The 17,936-nt window shown below is 56.9% G+C and carries 14 protein-coding genes; 11 read left to right on the top strand and 3 right to left on the bottom strand.

Annotated elements, in window-relative coordinates; translation table 11 throughout:
• Positions 1 to 47: 47 nt before the first annotated feature.
• The 10 genes from P1X16_RS24025 to P1X16_RS23980 all read left to right on the top strand — a co-directional run bounded on the left by P1X16_RS24025 (position 48) and on the right by P1X16_RS23980 (position 14,132).
• Positions 48 to 2,438, top strand: coding sequence for a TonB-dependent receptor (locus P1X16_RS24025; protein WP_277234571.1), 2,391 nt, complete (start codon positions 48 to 50; stop codon positions 2,436 to 2,438).
• Positions 2,439 to 2,463: 25 nt separating this feature from the next.
• A complete protein-coding gene (locus tag P1X16_RS24020; RefSeq protein WP_277234569.1) occupies positions 2,464 to 3,663 on the top strand; it encodes a hypothetical protein in 1,200 nt (399 codons plus the stop codon).
• Positions 3,664 to 3,745: 82 nt separating this feature from the next.
• A complete protein-coding gene (locus P1X16_RS24015) occupies positions 3,746 to 4,312 on the top strand; it encodes a hypothetical protein (protein ID WP_277234568.1) in 567 nt (188 codons plus the stop codon).
• A 277-nt stretch (positions 4,313 to 4,589) separates the two neighbouring features.
• Positions 4,590 to 7,052, top strand: a complete 2,463-nt coding sequence (locus tag P1X16_RS24010; protein ID WP_277234566.1) for a TonB-dependent receptor — start codon at positions 4,590 to 4,592, stop codon at positions 7,050 to 7,052.
• Positions 7,053 to 7,159: 107 nt separating this feature from the next.
• Positions 7,160 to 9,616 carry a TonB-dependent receptor gene (locus P1X16_RS24005; RefSeq protein WP_277234565.1) on the top strand — a complete coding sequence of 819 codons (2,457 nt, stop codon included), beginning with the start codon at positions 7,160 to 7,162 and terminating at the stop codon, positions 9,614 to 9,616.
• Positions 9,617 to 9,719: 103 nt separating this feature from the next.
• Positions 9,720 to 10,670: a cation diffusion facilitator family transporter gene (locus tag P1X16_RS24000; protein ID WP_277234563.1), complete on the top strand. Its 951-nt coding sequence runs from the start codon at positions 9,720 to 9,722 to the stop codon at positions 10,668 to 10,670.
• A gap of 755 nt (positions 10,671 to 11,425) precedes the next feature.
• Complete coding sequence (locus P1X16_RS23995) at positions 11,426 to 12,676, top strand: MFS transporter (RefSeq protein ID WP_277234561.1); 1,251 nt, start codon at positions 11,426 to 11,428, stop codon at positions 12,674 to 12,676.
• Positions 12,677 to 12,736: 60 nt separating this feature from the next.
• On the top strand, positions 12,737 to 13,132 hold the full coding sequence (locus P1X16_RS23990; RefSeq protein WP_277234559.1) for a hypothetical protein: 396 nt from the start codon (positions 12,737 to 12,739) through the stop codon (positions 13,130 to 13,132).
• A 98-nt stretch (positions 13,133 to 13,230) separates the two neighbouring features.
• On the top strand, positions 13,231 to 13,680 hold the full coding sequence (locus P1X16_RS23985; protein ID WP_277234557.1) for a DUF6526 family protein: 450 nt from the start codon (positions 13,231 to 13,233) through the stop codon (positions 13,678 to 13,680).
• Between the two features lie 149 nt (positions 13,681 to 13,829).
• The gene (locus P1X16_RS23980; protein ID WP_277234555.1) at positions 13,830 to 14,132 is read left to right on the top strand and encodes a DUF4286 family protein; all 303 of its coding nucleotides are present in this window, start codon (positions 13,830 to 13,832) and stop codon (positions 14,130 to 14,132) included.
• 114 nt (positions 14,133 to 14,246) lie between these two features.
• Here the strand turns inward: P1X16_RS23980 and P1X16_RS23975 are convergent, their stop codons facing one another.
• From P1X16_RS23975 to P1X16_RS23965, 3 genes are all read right to left on the bottom strand, one after another.
• Complete coding sequence (locus tag P1X16_RS23975; RefSeq protein WP_277234553.1) at positions 14,247 to 14,753, bottom strand: GNAT family N-acetyltransferase; 507 nt, start codon at positions 14,751 to 14,753, stop codon at positions 14,247 to 14,249.
• Between the two features lie 109 nt (positions 14,754 to 14,862).
• Complete coding sequence (locus P1X16_RS23970) at positions 14,863 to 15,093, bottom strand: hypothetical protein (RefSeq protein WP_277234551.1); 231 nt, start codon at positions 15,091 to 15,093, stop codon at positions 14,863 to 14,865.
• Between the two features lie 149 nt (positions 15,094 to 15,242).
• Entirely contained in the window at positions 15,243 to 17,420 is a 2,178-nt protein-coding gene (locus P1X16_RS23965; protein WP_277234549.1) for a prolyl oligopeptidase family serine peptidase, read from the bottom strand.
• 100 nt (positions 17,421 to 17,520) lie between these two features.
• On the opposite strand from P1X16_RS23965, the gene P1X16_RS23960 reads away from it, so the two are divergent.
• Positions 17,521 to 17,934 (top strand): hypothetical protein, encoded by a 414-nt coding sequence (locus P1X16_RS23960; RefSeq protein ID WP_277234547.1) that lies wholly within the window; start codon positions 17,521 to 17,523, stop codon positions 17,932 to 17,934.
• Positions 17,935 to 17,936: the final 2 nt, after the last annotated feature.

Here is a 17,936-nt window from a genome sequence, read left to right as displayed (position 1 = left end):
GAGGATACGGCGGCCGGTTTAGTGTTCACCGGCACTCCTTCTTTTTTATGTCTTTCCGATTTCCGGGTACACCGGGGGCGGGGCGGCGGACTTTTTGGCTACTACTCTTGCTGAGTGTCGCTACCCTAGGCCGTGCCCAGACTCCCGCGCAGTGTACCCTGTCGCTGAGCGGGCGCGTGGCCGATCATGAGTCGCGGGCGGACCTGCCGGGGGCTACCGTGGTGGTACTCGAAACGCAGCAGGCTACGCAGACCGATGCGGCTGGCAACTTCCATTTTCATCTTTGCGTGGGGCTTTACCATGTGCAAGTCTCTTTCTTGGGCTATCAATCCGAGACGGTGGAACTGCGCTTGGAGCGGGCAGTGGTGCGCAACTTTCAGCTGCACTCCAACGCCGTAGCGTTGCGCGGTGCCACGGTGCGCGGCGAGCGGGTAGCTACTCCTACGCAGCCTACCGCCACGCTCAGCGGCCAGGCCCTGCAGCAAACCCGCGGGCAGGCCTTAGGCGAGGCACTACAGAAAATTTCGGGGGTGACAGCTATCCAAACGGGCCCTAGCATCTTCAAGCCTATGATTCATGGGCTGCACTCCAACCGCGTGACCATCCTTAACAATGGGGTGCGCCAGGAAGGGCAGCAATGGGGCCAGGAGCACGGCCCGGAAATCGACCCGTTCATTGCTTCGCGCCTGACGGTGGTGAAAGGGGCGGCCAGTGTGCGCTACGGCTCCGATGCTATTGGGGGCGTGATATTAGTGGAGCCCAAACCCCTGCGCGATTCGGTGGGCCTAGGGGGTGAGCTGAATCTGGTGGGCATGAGCAACAACGGCCTGGGCGCAGCTTCGGGTACGGTGGACGGCAAGCTGCGCCAGTTGCCCGCTTTGAGCTGGCGCGTACAAGGCACCGCCAAACGGGCAGGTACTATGCGCGCACCGGGGTATTACCTCAAAAACTCGGGCTTCCAGGAATACGACTTTTCCGCGGCAGCTGGTTGGCGAAAAGACAACTACGGCGTGGAAGCTTTCTACAGCCAGTATAACACCCAGATTGGTATTTTACCGGCCGCGCACGTCGGAAGCCCCACCGATTTGCAACTGGCCATAGCCCGCGACCGGCCACTGGAAACCTCTGGTTTCAGCTACGATATTAGCCGGGCCTACCAGCAGGTGCGGCACGATGTAGCTAAGCTCACGGGCTTCGTGCAGACCGGCCAAGCCGGCCGACTAACCGCTACCGTAGCACAGCAAACCGACTTCCGGGACGAGTACGACAAGTACCGGCCGCGCAACGACAACTTGGCGGCGCGCAACAAGCCCGAACTCAGCTATACCAACCGTACCAGCACCGCCGAACTGCTATGGGAGCATAAGCGCTGGCACAACTTAACGGGCAGTGTGGGCGTGGCGGGCACTTATCAGTTCAACCGCTACGCCAATGGCAGCCGGCAGTTCATCCCGTTCTACACCAATACCGCAGTTGGCGCTTTCTGGATAGAGAAGTGGCAGCGCAATAAGTGGCTGCTGGAAGCTGGGCTTCGTTTGGACCGGCGCGACTTACAAGTGAAGCGCGGCGACCGGGACACGACCGGTGCCTACTTCGTAGAGCGTAGCCGCTTTCAGTACACAACGCCGGCTGCCTCTTTCGGCGCCACCTTCGACCCTTCGGCGCACCTGACACTCAACTTGGCCACCGGTCTAACACGCCGCGCGCCGGCCGCAAACGAGCGGTACAGCGACGGAGTGCACAATGCGCAATACGAGTTGGGCTACGACTTGGTGCCTGGCAATGGGGCGTTAACTCCGGAAACGGCGCTCAACGTTGGGCTGACGGCTACCTGGCACGACAACCCGCGCCTGAACGGCGAAATAACGGTGTACCAGACGCGCATCACGGACTTCATCTACCAAGTCCCGATTCTGCCGCCGGTTATTACCATTCGGGGGACGCTCATTAGCTGGCAGTACCAGCAAACCAATGCCACGTTCCGAGGTGTGGACGTGGCGGGCACCTATCAGCTTGCGCCACGCTGGCTGCTGGGCGCAAAAGGCTCTCTAGTGCGAGCCCGCGACACGCGCCAAAACCAGTGGCAGATTTTCATGCCGGCCGACCGGGCCGAGGCTTCGGTGCGCTACGATTTCGCTGACCGCCCTGCGGCTCGCCTCAGCCAGCGCTATGTACAGCTCGGTGGCTACGCCGTGGCCCGCCAGACCCGCGTGCCCGACAACTACGCCGAGCAAGACTACAAGCTGCCGCCAGCAGGCTATGCTTTGCTGGGACTGGAAGCCGGCACTACCGTGCATTGGGGCCACTTACCCCTGGAAATAAGTGTGGCAGGCTCCAACCTGCTCAACCAGCGCTACCGCGACTACCTCAACCGGTACCGCTACTTCACCGATGAAATGGGGCGCAATGTAACCCTGCGCCTCGGTCTCAAATTCTAGGCTTCGCCTTTCGACAAGCACTTCCATGAAATCTAAACTTCTCTACCCTTTTGTGGCCGTTTTGGCCGCTGTTGCCTTCACTTCCTGCGACAAAAACGACGAGCAACCCGACCAGCCTAAAGCGGAAAGCAGCTATGCCCGGCTACTCATCACCGATAAAACCAGCAATACAGTAACCCTTCTGAACCCCTCCAAAAACGAGCAGACCTCTTTCCAAGCCTCGCATGGGGGTGGCGCGGTATATGCCACGTCGACGGGCCGCTGGGCAGCGGTGGTGAGCTCCACCAATAGCATGGTCGAGTTTTTCGACACCGGCATTGAAGCGCACGATGACCATGTGCACGTGAAGGGAACGCCAAAATGGGGACTTACCAAATCGACGGGGCCAACGCCGAGTCACGTGCATGCCTCGCACAACAAGGTGAGCATTTTCAATGATGGCAACGCGTCTATCAACTACATAGAAGAGGGCCAGTTGCACACCGTGCCAGCGCCAAATACCATTGCCACGGGCACAGCGCATCACGGAGCCATGATTCTGTTCGATAACGGCAACTATGCCGTGACGCACAAAAACAACACCGTGGCCGGCTCGCTGCCCGAGCAAGTGAAGATTGTGAACACGCAAGGCAGCGTGGTGGCCGCACCGAGCGTAGCAACGCAAGGCATCCACGGCGACGCTGGCGACGGGCAACAGGCTGTATTTGGCTCTTCTAGCGGCCTATTGGTGGTGAAGCAAACCGGAGAGCAACGCCTGATTCCGTACCCTGCCAATGCGGGGTCTAACTGGCTGTCAACCATCTACTACGCTCCGAAGGCCCGCACCTTCCTCGGTTCGCGCGCTGGCTACGGCGTCTTCCGCATCGACCTGACGGCCAATACCATTACGCAGGTAGGTACGGCCACCGATTTTGTACGCGTGGCTCTCGACCAGGAAGGCGAGCATCTGCTGCTGCTCGACGGCGCCGGCACGCTGACCGTGTATGATGCAGCGACGGGAGTTCAGAAAGCTAGTCGCTCGCTCAACGGCTTACTCGATACCAAAGCTGCTACGCCCTATTTGGCTGCCAGCCGCGGCTACGTGTACGTGACCAATGCTCCGCAAGGCAAGGTGCACATGCTCGATAAAAGCACCTTGGCCGACCAAGAAACTTTTGTAGTGCCCGGCGAGCCGCTGCGCCTAGCCTTTGTAGGCGCCGATGCAAGCACCGAAGACGGCGACTAACCCCTGACGCCTCACCGCCACATCACACTCCGATCTACCAAAAGCATCTGTCCAAACCATTTTCCATTTCATTTCTCAACTCATGCACACCCCTTTCAAGACCTCCTTATTCCGCACTACGCTCCTGGCTTTTGTGGCAGCAGCTCCTTTGTTCAGCGCTTGCAGCGACGATAACGACGATCCGACGCCCGATGATGACAACGAGCAAATCACGACGGTAACCTACACGCTAACGCCAACCAACGGCGGGGCGCCCGTTTCGGTAACGTATAAGGATGCGGATGGTGACGGCGGCGCGGCTCCCGTGATTGGCTCCCTGACGCTGGCCGCCAACACCACCTACACCGGCGAACTAACACTGCTAGACGAAACGAAAAACCCGGTGGTAAATACCTCTGCCGAGATACTCAACGAGGCCGATGAGCACCTGTTTGTCTTTGCGCCCGCTCCTGCCAATCTGATGCAAGTGACTCTCACGGATAAAGACAAGAACAACTTTCCGATTGGCCTGAAAACCCAACTCGTAACAAGCTCTGCGGCTACTGGTACGCTCAAAATCACGTTGCGCCACCAGCCCGGGACCAAGAATGGCACTGCTACCCCCGGCGACACCGACGTGGAGGTGCTTTTCCCGACCACGGTTCGGTAAGGGCTTCGCCAAGCTACTACATAGCTGAGTAACGGAGTGATGCAGCTTCAGCCGCGAATAACACGGTTACTTGCTGGTGTGAGATTGCTCAATCACTCAATTACTTAGTTACTCGACATTGCGGGGCTGGCTGCAAACGGCTCCGCGCCATTTTCTCCTGGTTTGGTTTTGGAGAAACGAAGGGAAAGCTCTGGCCGTTGGTTGGAGCCTTCTTTATTTTAATAGGTGCATCCTAACACCTCATTTCCCGTTCATTTCAGCTCCCTTACCTTGCTGTATGCTTCGTTATTCTTTGCTTTCTGCCGGCCTGTTACTAGGGGCCGGGAGTGCTATGGCTCAAACCGCCGCTCCTACCCGGCCAGCCCGAGTGGCCCCGGCAGCCGTTCCGCCTACTACAGGCCGCGTAACCGACGCTACTTCCGGTGAAGCTTTGCCGGGCGCTACCATTTATTTCCCGGACCTCAAACGCGCCACCGCCACCACTGCCGATGGCAGCTTTCAACTGGCGGCACTGCCCAAAGGGCGGTTCTTGATGCAGGTGCGCTTCGTGGGCTACACCACTGTGGTGCGCACCGTGGATACGGGTACTGGCCAGCCGCTCACCATAGCGCTGGCTCCGGCCGCCACCGAAATTGGGCAGGTGGTGGTAACCGGCGTGTCGGCTAGCACGGAACTGCGTCGCTCGCCGGTGCCGACGAGCGTGGTGGACCAGACGCGGCTGCGCCAAACAGCTGCCACCAACGCCGTGGACGCCATTGCGCACACGCCCGGCCTCAGCCAGATTACCACCGGGGCCGCCATCAGCAAGCCGGTTATCCGGGGGCTGGGCTCCAACCGGCTGGTGACTCTCAACAACGGCGCCAAGCAGGAAGGCCAGCAGTGGGGCGACGAGCACGGCATCGAAATCGACGAGTACAGCGTTGACAGAGTGGAAATTATCAAGGGGCCGGGCAGTTTGCTGTACGGTTCTGATGCGCTGGCTGGGGTTATCAACTTTCTGCCGCCCGAGCCGGTAGACGAGGGCCGCATTCTGGGTTCGGTGGCTGCTAACTACCAAACCAACAACTACCTGCAAGGCTACTCCCTGATGAATGCCGGCAACTTGCACGGGCTGAACTGGATGGTGCGGGGCACAGGCAAACTGGCCGGCAACTACCGCAACCGCTACGACGGGCGCGTGTACAACTCCGGGTTTCGGGAGCTTGACGGCAGCGGCTACGTGGGCGTCAACAAAAGCTGGGGCTACTCGCACCTTACCTTCAACTCCTTCAACCAACAACTTGGGTTGGTGGAAGGCGACCGGGACTCGGTGTCGGGGCGGTTTCTGAAACAGGTGGCTATCGGCGGCGACCCGGACAATATTGCGGGCGTACCCGTGACGGATGCAGATTTGAAAGGCTATGGCATTGACATACCGCGCCAGCGCATCAACCACCTGCGCATCGGTACCGATAACAGCTTTATTCTGGGGCAAAGCCGCTTGACGCTGAATGTAGGATGGCAGCAGAACCTGCGGCGCGAGTTCGGCAATCCGGCCGATGGAGAAGAAAACTCGCTGTTCTTCCAGCTACATACTATCGATTATGCCGTGCGCTATTTTCTGCCTGAGAAGAGCGGCTGGCAAACGACGGTTGGCATGAGCGGCATGCGCCAGGAAAACCAGAATAAAGGGATAGAGTTCCTGATTCCAGCCTATCAGCTGACAGATGGGGGCGTGTTTGGCCTCACCAAGAAAACCTTCGGCAAGCTAGACCTGAGCGGCGGCCTGCGCTACGACCTACGCCGTATCACGGCCGACCGCCTGCTACTCGACCAAGACGAGCGGCCCGCTACCAGTGGTGAAGAGAAATTCCCGGGTTTCCGGACCACTTTCCGTAACGTGAGCGGCAGTGTGGGCGGGGCGTTTAGCGCCACGGATAAATTAGTCGTGAAGGCGAATATGGCGCGGGGCTTCCGGGCGCCGAACATAGCCGAGCTAGGTTCCAACGGCCAGCACGAGGGCACCATTCGCTACGAAATTGGCGAGCCTGACCTCAAAGCCGAAACCAGCTTTCAGGTGGACGGTGGCATCAGCTACACCTCCGACCACGTGGGCTTATCGATTGATGCGTTCCGCAACGGCATCAGCAACTACATCTTCCCCGCCAAGCTGCTTGACGCCAGCGGCAGCGCCGACTCAGTGGCTACCACCGGCGACCCGGTGTTTCGCTACGGGCAAGGCAACGCCCGCCTAGCTGGCGGCGAAGTAACCCTCGACCTTCACCCCCACCCGCTCGACTGGCTGCACTTCGAAAACTCATTTTCCATGGTGCGCGCTATTCAGTTCGATCAGCCGGCGGGTCAGAAGTACCTACCCTTCATTCCAGCCGACCGGCTGCAGTCGGAGTTGCGGGTGAACTTTCGCAAGGTAGGTACTACGCGGTTGCGTAACCTGTATGCCCGTGGGGGCGTGGAACACACTTTCGCGCAGAATCGGGTTTTCTCGGCTTTCGAGACGGAGACGTCTACACCCGGCTACACGCTGGTGAACATGGGCCTAGGGTCTGATGTAACGGACGGCAAAGACAGAACCTTGTTTTCGGTGTACCTAACGGCTACCAACTTGTTTGATGTGGGCTACCAGAGCCACCTAAGCCGGCTGAAGTATGCAGCCTACAACCCAAGCAACGGCCGTACGGGCGTGTATAATCAAGGGCGCAACGTGAGTGTGCGGGTGGTAGTACCTCTGGCTTTCAAGTAAGACGTACCGGTCAGATAAGTTTTTCCGCAATGCCTACTAGTCGAGCTAGTAGGCATTTGCTTTTATATTTAGCGCTTACTCGCTCCAACACACTACCACACTTTTCTATGTCTCGAACTTTACTCACGCTGAGCGTATGGCTCGGCGCGACCGGCGCTTTTGCGCAAACTGGACCCACGCTTACTGGCCGCATACTCGACCAAAGCACCCAACAACCTATTCCGGGCGCTACGGTGTTGCTGCCCGACTTGCAGCAGGCCACGGCCACAGCTCCGGACGGCACTTTCCAGCTAACCAACCTGCCGCCAAAAGGTCGTTTTCTGCTGGAAATTCGCAGCCTCGGGTACAGGACCACCACCCGCTCCGTCGATACGGAAGCTAGTGCGCCCGTGGAAGTTTCGTTGGGTACCGCCGCCACCGAGCTAGGGCAAGTGGTGGTTACGGGGGTGTCGGGGTCTACGGAGGCGCGCCGCTCGCCGCTGCCCACCACGGTGGTGGAGCGTCGGTATTTGAATACGCAAGCCGCTACCAATGCCGTGGATGCGCTGGCTCGGGTACCGGGCGTAGCACAGCTTACGGCGGGCCCTGCTATAAGCAAAGCGGTTATCCGGGGGCTGACCGGCAGCCGCGTGATTCAGCTTAACAACGGTGCCCGCCAGGAAGGCCAGAAGTGGGACGACCTGCAAGGCGTGGAAACCGACGAGTACTCGGTGGGCCGAGCCGAGATTGTGAAGGGCCCGAGCAGTTTGCTCTACGGCTCCGACGGCCTAGGCGGCGTGGTCAATTTCCTGACGCCACCACCCGTAGCGGTTGGCCGCACGGTAGGCTCGGTAACAACTAATTATCAATCCAACAACCACCTCATCGGGACCTCGCTCACCTACGGCGGCAACCGGGCCAATGGCTTCAACTGGATGTCGCGCCTCTCGGGCAAGGTGGCTGGCAATTACGAGAACCGCTACGATGGGAAGGTGCTCAACTCCGGCTACCGCGAGGTGAACGTGAACGGCTACGTGGGGCTCAACAAAAGCTGGGGCTACTCGCATCTCACCGTTACTTCTTTCAACCAACAGCTTGGCATAATAGAAGGCGTACGCGACCCGCGCACCGGGCAGTTCTTGACTCGGTTATCCGGTGAAGGTCCGTCGCTAGTACGGGGTGTGGCTACCAACGCTGATCTGCGCGGCTACGACAACATTGCGGCTCCGAGCCAACTCGTAGAGCACCACCGCATCGGGCTCGACAACAGCTTTGTGCTCGGCAACGGGGGCCGACTGGCCGTAAATGTAGGCTGGCAGCTAAACCAGCGCCGCGAGTTCGAGGAAAGCGAAGAAGGCAAACCCGGTGAATTCGAGTTGGAAGAGTCGGCCTTGTATTTTCACCTGCGCACCCTCGACTATACCGTTCGCTACTACTTGCCCGAGAAAAACGGCTGGAATACCACGTTGGGAGTTAGTGGCATGCAGCAGCACAATACCAACTTAGGCGAGGAATTCCTGATTCCAGAGTACAGCCTACTCGATGGTGGCGTGTACGCCGTTACGCGCAAAACCTTGGGCAAGCTCGACGTCAGCGGCGGCCTGCGCCTGGATAGCCGCCACATCAACGGCGACGCGCTGTACCTCGACCGACAGCCTAAGCCCCGGCCAACCGCCGCTGGCGCCAACACCGACCAAAGATTTGCCGGCTTCAGCAGTTCCTACGGCAACCTAGCCGGGAGCTTAGGAGCCGCCTTCAACCTGACCGAGCAGCTAGTACTTAAAGCCAACGTAGCCCGCGGCTTCCGGTCGCCGAACATTGCCGAGCTGGCCTCGAACGGTCGCCACGAAGGCACCACCCGCTACGAGCTAGGCGACAACACGCTGAAGGCGGAAACCAACCTTCAGCTCGATGCTGGCGTGAGCTACGCCGGCTCGGTGGTGAGTGTCGGGGTTGATGCATTTCTAAACACTATCAACAATTACATTTTTGCCCGCCGCTTAGCAAACCGGGCTGGCACCGCCGATTCCACCAACGCGGCGCAAGACCAGATTTTCAAGTACGTACAGACCGATGCGCGCCTCTACGGAGGCGAGGCTACCTTGGACATACACCCAATCAGCTGGCTACATCTTGAAAACTCGTTTTCGCTGGTGCGTGCCGAGCAGCAAAACGCATCGGCCGCCAACCAGCAATATTTACCGTTCATTCCCGCCGACCGATTACAATCGACCCTCGTGGTAAATCTGCCAAAAGTAGGCGCACGGCTAGGGGCATTCTATGCTCGGGCCGGAATAGAGCACACGTTCAAGCAAGACCGAATTTTTTCGGCCTTTAACACCGAAACGGCAACGCCCGCTTACACGCTGGTAAATGCTGGCCTTGGGGCTGATGTACTGAGCTCAACTGGCGTGCCGCTCTTTTCGCTGTACCTGGCAGGAAACAACCTCTTCGATGTGGGGTACCAAAGCCACTTGAGTCGCCTCAAATACACCGACTATAATGTGGCGAACGGGCGGCGCGGCGTGTTCAACCAAGGCCGCAATGTAAGCGTGAAGCTAGTAGTGCCGTTGAGTTTTAAGTAGCTTTCAGGCTACTAACCAGCAATAGTTCGTACTAGGCAATTGAACGACCCTCTGCCCTTCTGCGGTTTCATCTTGTAAGATCTACGTGATACCCTGATTATCTATGGCCCACGACCACCACGGACACGACCATCATCACCATCATGCGCCACCAGCTGAGTTTAGCCGGGCATTTGGTTGGGGAATTACGCTGAATCTGCTGTTTGTGGCGGGCGAAACCGCAGGGGGCCTGTGGGCAAATTCGTCGGCGCTGCTTTCTGATGCGGGCCACAACCTGAGCGACGTACTAAGCTTGGCGCTGGCTTGGGGTGCTACGTGGCTGGCCAAGCGCCAAGCCACAGAGCGGTATACCTACGGCTACAAAGGCGCTACTATTCAGGCAGCGTTGCTCAATGCGGCCTTGTTGTATCTGGCCCTGGGCTTTATTCTTTGGGATACGCTTGACCACCTGCGCCATCCTACGCCGGTCAATGGCACCGTAGTAATGGCGCTGGCGGGCCTGGGCATACTTGTCAACGGCTTTACAGCTTGGCTGTTTAGCAGCGGACAAAAGGGGGACGTAAACGTGCGCGGCGCCTATCTGCACATGCTCACCGACATGCTGGTATCGGTGGGCGTAGTGGTAGGCGGGGCGCTGGTCTACTTTACCGGCTGGCAGTGGCTCGACCCGGCTATCAGCTTCGTGATTCTGGGTGTGGTGGGCTATAGCTCGTGGGGCTTGCTGCGCGAAACCGTGCAAATGGCCTTACAAGCCGCCCCGGAAAGCATTGATATTGCGGCCGTACGCCAGTTTCTGCTAACCCGTCCGGGCGTGGTAAGCGTCCACGATTTGCACGTTTGGCCGCTCAGCACGCAGGACACGGCCCTTACCGCACACTTGGTCCGTCCGAATGGTGGCAACAGCAACCAATTTTTAGGCGAGCTTCAGCACGACTTAATACACGAGTTCAACATCAGCCACTGCACCGTGCAGCTCGAAGACATAGCACCCGCTATGGGCGCCCACGGCTGCTGCGACGAACCACAACCCCAAAAGTTGAAACAGCGCGTTTAGCAATAAGGCATAATGCGCTGCGCTATTAGCTCACGGGTATGTAGCATCGAATGGCCAGCGAGAATCGCTTAGCCGCTATTTGTTGAGAAGCGGGGTATTAGCGCTGCTTCGGTAGCCGATGGTTGCGGCTGCAACGCAGCGGAATTTGGTTCGAGCTTCGGTTCCGTTTAGTCTACTACTTTGCTTTTTTGGCCGCTTGTGGCAGCCGACCTAATGCTACTATACTATATCCGTTGTAGCCGGGCAAGGCGCATGGCCGTGGATAGCTGTAATCTGGAGCCCTAGTAGATAGGGACTGCGAAATTGCTCGTAAAGATCTGCAAATAACTCGTTTAGCTCGCTGGTTTCAGTCGACAGGTGGTGACTCACTTGCCGGGTTTCAACTATGCGCCCAAGCTCAACTTCTGCGATAGTGAGTTGGCAGCAAACCGTATACTGTGGCTCCTTTTTCATAGCGGTAGAAGGAAGGATGATGACGGTAACAGAGATGCAAAACTAATTTTTTTGGCAATATATCCAAGCTCGTTAGTATATATTATTTCTAATAAATCTTTACCCTAATTATATCTGATAGTGTGTACATCCTGCCGACTCGAACGTGGGGTTAATCCACCCAATGGATATACTGTAAGCTTGTAGTGCTCCTGCCTTCGTGTGCCTTCACTTTGCTACAAGTGGTTTCTCTATTTGCCGCTTTTCCAGATTATGCGTAAAGTGCTGCTGACAAACCCTTCCACCCTTCCATCCTCTCTCACATGTCCGTCGCCAAGTCTCCTTCGCCTGCGCCCAAGACAGCTACCCTGCTTAGCGCAGTCGTTATTGTAGCTTCTCTGGGTTACTTCGTCGACATCTACGACTTGGTACTGTTCAGTATCGTGCGGGTGGATAGCCTCAAGGGAATAGGCATTACGGAGGCAGCGGCCATTACCGAGCAAGGGCAGTATTTGCTGAGCATGCAAATGGGTGGCATGCTGCTCGGCGGCATCCTGTGGGGAATCTTGGGCGACAAACGCGGGCGGTTGTCGGTGCTGTTCGGCTCTATTCTGATGTACTCGCTGGCCAATATTGCCAACGGCTTTGTACAGACCATCGACCAATATGCCTGGCTGCGCCTCATTGCCGGCGTGGGTCTTGCTGGCGAATTGGGCGCGGGCATCACGCTGGTAGCGGAGAGCTTACCCAAAGAAAAGCGCGGCTATGGTACCATGATAGTAGCATCGGTGGGCGTGTCGGGGGCGATGGTAGCGTATGGAGTGGGACAGTATTTCGGCTGGCGTAATGCTTACTTTATTGGGGGCGGTTTGGGCTTGGCGCTATTGGCATTGCGGGCGGGCGTATTCGAGTCGGGTATGTTCGAGCAGGCTAAGCGCGAGGGGGTCGAACGGGGGAATTTTGCGAGCCTCTTCACGAATGGGCCCCGGCTGGCCAAATACATTCGGTGTTTGTTCCTGGGCGTGCCGTTCTGGTTTCTGGTTGGGATTCTGATAACTATGGCCCCGGAGTTCGGCCAGGAGTTTGGCGTGCAGGGCGCCGTGACGGGTGGCCTGAGCATCTTCTGGTGTTACTTCGGCCTCACCCTCGGCGACTTCACCAGCGGTGCCCTTAGCCAGCTGTTCAAGAGCCGGAACCGCACTTTGCAACTGTTTATTGCGGCATGCGCCACCATGGTGGGCGTGTATCTATATGGACTGCACGGCGCCAGCACCACCATGTTCTATTTGGTTTGCTTCTTGATCGGCTATGCGGGCGGCTTCTGGGCGTTGTTCGTGACGGTTTCGGCCGAGCAGTTTGGCACCAACCTGCGCTCTACGGTGGCTACTACAGCTCCCAACTTCGCGCGGGGCGCCATTGTGCTCATCAATCCGGCTTTCTCGGCCCTGAAGCCTTCCTTGGGTATCACCGGAGCAGCTACTGTTATCGGGGTCGTAACGTTGCTACTGGCTTTTTTCAGTGCCAGCACCTTGCCCGAGAGCTACGGCAAAGACTTGGACTATGTAGAGGAATAACACGATATATTCAACTTTGATAACGGCGAGACGTATCAACGAACTTAACCACAAGTTATCATGAAAAAGATCCTCGCCATTTTCGCCTTTGCAGTTGGTATCGTGAGCAGTCATAGTGGCCAGGCTCAAACCACAACCGCAGCAGATTCCGCTCAAATACGTCTGGAACAGCAAAAGCAACGCGCTGCCGATGCCAAAGCCACTCTCGACGCGCAAAAACAACAAACGGCCTCATCGCGCAAAAGCGTAGATGCCTCCGAAGACCAGCTCAAAGATCAGAAGAACGCTTTGCGCGAGCAGAAGCGGCAGATGAAAGAGCAAAAACTGGAGCTAAACCGCCAGAAAGATGCCGCCAAAGAAGCTAAGCGTCAGGAGAAACTAGCCAAGCAAACGGCCAGCGAAGAAAAGCGCCGGGCCCGCGAAGCCAAGAAAGCAGCCAAAGCCGCTAAATCGTAGCTAATACCCGCTTGCTTTCCGTCCTGATTTATCTGTGAAAACTCCGGCTTATTGCCGGAGTTTTTTGTGTCTACCTCTTTCTTCAAGCTCTGTTCCTTATGGCTACCCAACCAACCAAAAACAAGCCCATGTACTACGTGTGGCACCACTTCGTGCTGCTGCCTGCCCTGTTCATCGTGACGCTCTATAGCATCCGCCGCTACACCACCGTAGCCGGCGACGACACCGAAATTTCGCGGCTGTGGTTTACGCTCATGGCGCTGGCCGTGGTCAGCCTTGGTGTACTACTGATGCTGCGCCAGCACTACGCCCTCATGCTTCAGGACCGGATAATCAGGCTGGAGGTACGCCAGCAATATTTTGAAGCCACTGGTCAAAGCTTGCGGCCCCTGGAAAGCCAGTTGCAGCTCAGCCAGATACTAGCCTTACGGTTCGCTGGCAATGCCGAACTGCCTGACCTAGTGCAAGCCGCTATCCGCGAAAAGCTGTCTTCAAAAGACATTCAAGCCCGCATCCAAGACTTCCATTTCGACCACATGCGGGTTTGATTTGGTTACATGAAGCCGCAGAACTCGAAGCTTGGATTTTTTGGCCGACTTTTGCGTTATGTTAGTCTGTGGATTTCACAAGACCACTCTGCTCCGGTTTCTTGTTTGGCCATCCGCAGGCTTTCTACCAACCAAGACTCTACTTTTCTATGATACTTTACAACGTCACGACCAGCCTCGACCCCGAAATAGCCGAGCAGTGGGTAACCTACATGCGCGACACGCACATGCCCGAGGTAATGGCTACTGGCTTCTTTGTTAGAAGCCAGCTTTGCCGCTTGCTCAACGAGGAAGATGATGGCATCACTTACGCCGCACAATACTATTGTGTGAGCCTAGATCAACTGGAAGAATACCAGAACGTGGCGGCCCCGGCCCTGCGCAAAGACATCGAGCGACAATTTGGTGGACGCTACGCTTCGTTCCGCACTATGCTGGAGGTGGTAAGCTAGCCGTTTCTGAGGCACTCTACCTGACTTCCTTCTATACACAGAAAGCCACCTCGGCCGAGGTGGCTTTCTGCTTTTTGTGCTTGCGCTGTGGTCAGGCAAGCTTGCTGGTATCTGCTACTTACTGGATGTTACTACTGCTTCCACGCCGGGCGCGCAGGTATAGGCTTGCAGCTGTTCAGCATTCAGATTGCCGTTCAGCCATTCGGGGTCGAGGTTGGCGCCGATGCGCTTGTAGAAGCCAATGGCCGGCTCGTTCCACTCCAGCACTTGCCACTTCATGCGGTTAGCCCCGGTGTGGCGCGCTTCTGCTACTACAGCATCAAAGAGCTGCTTGCCAATGCCTGTGCCGCGTGCCTCTTCGGTTACCACCAAGTCTTCCAGAAACAGCATCCGGCCTTTCCAAGTGGAATACGCCGTGTAGTAGAGCGAAATGCCAATGATTTTGCCGTCGGGCTGCTCGGCCACGAAAAACTTGAAAATAGCGTCCGGCCCGAATCCGTCACGCTGCATGTCGGCCAGCGTGTTTGTGACTTCGTGCGGAGCGCGCTCATACACCGCTAATTCCTGAATCAGGCCTAATACCTGAGGCAAATCGGCCTCGCGGCCACGACGAATGTTCATAAGTCAACAAGGAAGTAAAGACAGGAAGTAAGGAGACTTTAGTGGAAAAAAGAATGAGCAACGGCGCTCAATTGGCCATTGCTCATTCTTTTTTCTTGCTATTCTTTATTTACATCACCGGCTGCATCTTCTTGATGTCTTCGGTGGCGTTTGGCGCGGTAAGCTCGCGGGTAGCCGGATTTGGAGCGGCTTGACCGCCATTGGTGTCGGGAGCGGCCGGGATGGGGGGCAGCGGCTTGGTAGCCATTTCCTCACCTCTAGTGAAATCGGGGTTGCTGCACGACGTAGCGGACAGCATCAGCGAAGCGGCCAACAGACCGAGCAGAAACGTTTTTTTCATGTGAAAACCAAAAGTAGAGCTAGTAACGCGCGATGTGGCCGCGAAGATACGAACCAAGCCGTGAATGCCTTCTACGAGTTTTATACTCTTCAGGCTGTCCTTTAGCGCGCCACTCTGCCAACAAAGCATTTCCTTAGGCGCGCTTGCACTTACTTCTTGTAGGGAGTAACACCCATGTTGAAGTACGCAAACGACCAAATATCGGCCCATTCCTCTATTTGAAGCTTGGTGCTTTTGCCTGCTCCGTGGCCGGCATTTACATCCACCCGAATAAGCTGGGGCCGCGGGCCGGTGTTGGCAACTTGCAGAGCCGCAGCAAACTTAAACGAGTGCGCGGGCACCACCCGGTCGTCGTGGTCGGCGGTGGTTATCATGGTGGCGGGGTAAGCAGCACGCTTCAGATTGTGCAGCGGCGAGAACTTGTACAGGTTCTGAAACTGGGCGTACGTGTCGGAAGTGCCGTATTCGGGCGCCCAGTTCCAACCGATGGTGAACTTCTGATAGCGCAGCATGTCCATTACGCCCACGGCCGGGAAGGCCACGCCGCACAAATCGGGGCGCTGGGTCATGGTAGCGCCTACCAGCAGGCCGCCGTTCGAGCCGCCAGCAATGGCCAGCCGATTGGTATTGGTGTAGCCTTGCACCTTCAGGTATTCGGCGGCGGCTATGAAATCGTCGAACACGTTTTGCTTGTTGGGCGTCATGCCGGCTTTGTGCCAGTCTTCGCCGTACTCGCCGCCGCCCCGTAAGTTGGGAATGGCTAGCACCCCACCGTTTTCCAGCCACAGCATGCGGGCCACCGAGAACGAGGGCGTGAGCGACACGTTGAACCCACCGTAGGCGTACAGATAGGTAGGATTCTGCCCATTGAGCTTCACCCCCTTCTTGTGCGTGATAAACATCGGAATCTTGGTGCCGTCCTTGCTGGCGTAGAACACCTGCGAGGTCACGTAGTCCTGGGGCTTCACGTCGACTTTGGGCGCTTGAAACACCGTACTGGTGTTGCTGGCCAGGTCATACTTATAGATGGTGGTTGGGTACGTGAACGACGTGAAGGCGTAGTACACCGACTTCGAATCGCGCTTGCCCCCGAACCCGGCGGCGGTGCCAATGGCGGGCAGGGCTACATCGTGCTTGAACTCGCCGGTTTCGGTGAAGACCTTGATGTTGCTGCTGGCATCTTTCAAATACGACGCCACTAAGTAGCCGCCCACCTGATCAACGCCTTCCAGCTTCTGCTCGGTCTGGGGCAATACCTCTTTCCAATTAGCTTCCTGCGGCTTTTTGGGGTCGATAAGGACCACCCGGAAGCGGGGCGCTTTGTAGTCGGTAAGCACCAGCAATTGCCCTCCGATGTTGCCGATTACGGAGTTGTTGTGTTCGTAGCTGCTGATGAGCGGCGTGAATGTGTCGGCCTGCTTGGGGTCGGTTAGGTCGCGGACGGAGAGGCGGTTGCCATCGGCTTTGCCGTCGGTGAGGTAGAGCACCAGAAACCGTTCGTCTTCGGTGGTGCCTGCCATGCGGAAGCCCAGCGGCATCTTCGGGTCCTCGTACACAAGCTGGTCTTTGGTTTGGGGCGTGCCTAGCTTGTGGTAGTACACCTTGTGGAACTCGTTTTTGCCAGCCAACTTGTTTTGGCCGGACTTGGGTGCATCGTAGCGGCTGTAGAAAAAGCCGTCTTTGTACCACGCCGCCCCCGATACCTTCACCCAGTTCAGTTCATCGGATAGCGGCAGCCGGCTTTTCAGGTCCATTACCTTGTACTGCTGCCAATCGGAGCCGCCGCCGCTCGTGGCGTAGGCCATGTAGCGGTGGTCGTTGGAGAAGTAGGTCCCGGCCAGGGCCGTGGTACCATCTGCGGAAAACTTATTGGGGTCGAGCAGTACTTCGGGCTGGCCTTGCTGCCCCTCTTGCTGAGTATAGAGCACCGCTTGGTTTTGCAGGCCGTCGTTTTTCGAGTAGTAGAGCTGGCCGCCTTCTTCTTGCGGCACGCCAAACCGCTCGTAATTCCAGATGGTAGTGAGCCGCTCCCGGATTTTCGCGCGGAACGGAATCTGCTCTAAATAGCCAAACGAAACCTTGTTCTGGGCAGTCACCCACGCCTTGGTTTCCGGCGAGTCGGGGTCTTCGAGCCAGCGGTAAGGGTCGGGTACGGGCGTACCAAAGTAGTCGTCGACTTGGTCGGCTTTGCGGGTTTCGGGGTACAACACAGGAATGCGGGAAGAAGCAGGAATGGAGGAAGTTTCGGCACCCGGCGAATAAGTTTGCGACGAGCGGCAACCTGCCAGCGCTAGGAGAGCCAGCGCCGGGAATAACCGTATTTGCATGGAAGATATAACAAGGAAGGCCCGAAGATAAATCAAGGATTCCTCTACAACTGCAATAGAGTAGATATACTAGTGTTGCAAAGCATTCTCACTTCCTTATATGGCTGCTCTTGGCATTGCTATTGTTTACTTTATCTACGCAGTGCTTGGTAGCTATATGCTTTATTGGATAGCACGCTTTTTTGAGGCGGCTACTTTCGCAGCGAAAAGAGGCTGTTTGATAAGATCCAGCATTGGCGCAATATTGTTTACTTGCTTTGCAGGCAATAATTATCGTAACCAGCAGAGCGCAGAAACCGGCAAGGTTGGCGTTTATCAACTCAGCGCCTATCCTGGCTGTTCTAGCTGCCTGCTTGAATTGAAGCCTGACAACTACTACGAGGTGCGGCAAGGACAGATGATAAAGGAGCGCGGCCCTTGGCGATACGAGAGCGGTGGCGATTATTGGATCGTCTATTTGAACAAAGACGATCAATTAGGCACTGGTAAATATCATTACCAAAACTACCGGTAAGG

This window comes from Hymenobacter sp. YC55 (assembly GCF_029433095.1).
Classification (GTDB): Bacteria; Bacteroidota; Bacteroidia; order Cytophagales; family Hymenobacteraceae; genus Hymenobacter.
This window is presented reverse-complemented; position numbering and strand designations above follow the sequence as displayed.

Bases quoted from the DNA above. Each gene is read 5' to 3' on its own strand.
- P1X16_RS24025 (WP_277234571.1), top strand. From the start codon at position 48: ATGTCTTTCCGATTTCCGGGTACACCGGGGGCGGGGCGGCGGACTTTT.
- P1X16_RS24010 (WP_277234566.1), top strand. From the start codon at position 4,590: ATGCTTCGTTATTCTTTGCTTTCTGCCGGCCTGTTACTAGGGGCCGGG.
- P1X16_RS24000 (WP_277234563.1), top strand. From the start codon at position 9,720: ATGGCCCACGACCACCACGGACACGACCATCATCACCATCATGCGCCA.
- P1X16_RS23970 (WP_277234551.1), bottom strand. From the start codon at position 15,093: ATGAAAAAAACGTTTCTGCTCGGTCTGTTGGCCGCTTCGCTGATGCTG.
- P1X16_RS23975 (WP_277234553.1), bottom strand. From the start codon at position 14,753: ATGAACATTCGTCGTGGCCGCGAGGCCGATTTGCCTCAGGTATTAGGC.
- P1X16_RS23995 (WP_277234561.1), top strand. From the start codon at position 11,426: ATGTCCGTCGCCAAGTCTCCTTCGCCTGCGCCCAAGACAGCTACCCTG.
- P1X16_RS24015 (WP_277234568.1), top strand. From the start codon at position 3,746: ATGCACACCCCTTTCAAGACCTCCTTATTCCGCACTACGCTCCTGGCT.
- P1X16_RS23985 (WP_277234557.1), top strand. From the start codon at position 13,231: ATGGCTACCCAACCAACCAAAAACAAGCCCATGTACTACGTGTGGCAC.
- P1X16_RS23960 (WP_277234547.1), top strand. From the start codon at position 17,521: ATGGCTGCTCTTGGCATTGCTATTGTTTACTTTATCTACGCAGTGCTT.
- P1X16_RS24005 (WP_277234565.1), top strand. From the start codon at position 7,160: ATGTCTCGAACTTTACTCACGCTGAGCGTATGGCTCGGCGCGACCGGC.
- P1X16_RS23990 (WP_277234559.1), top strand. From the start codon at position 12,737: ATGAAAAAGATCCTCGCCATTTTCGCCTTTGCAGTTGGTATCGTGAGC.
- P1X16_RS23980 (WP_277234555.1), top strand. From the start codon at position 13,830: ATGATACTTTACAACGTCACGACCAGCCTCGACCCCGAAATAGCCGAG.
- P1X16_RS23965 (WP_277234549.1), bottom strand. From the start codon at position 17,420: ATGCAAATACGGTTATTCCCGGCGCTGGCTCTCCTAGCGCTGGCAGGT.
- P1X16_RS24020 (WP_277234569.1), top strand. From the start codon at position 2,464: ATGAAATCTAAACTTCTCTACCCTTTTGTGGCCGTTTTGGCCGCTGTT.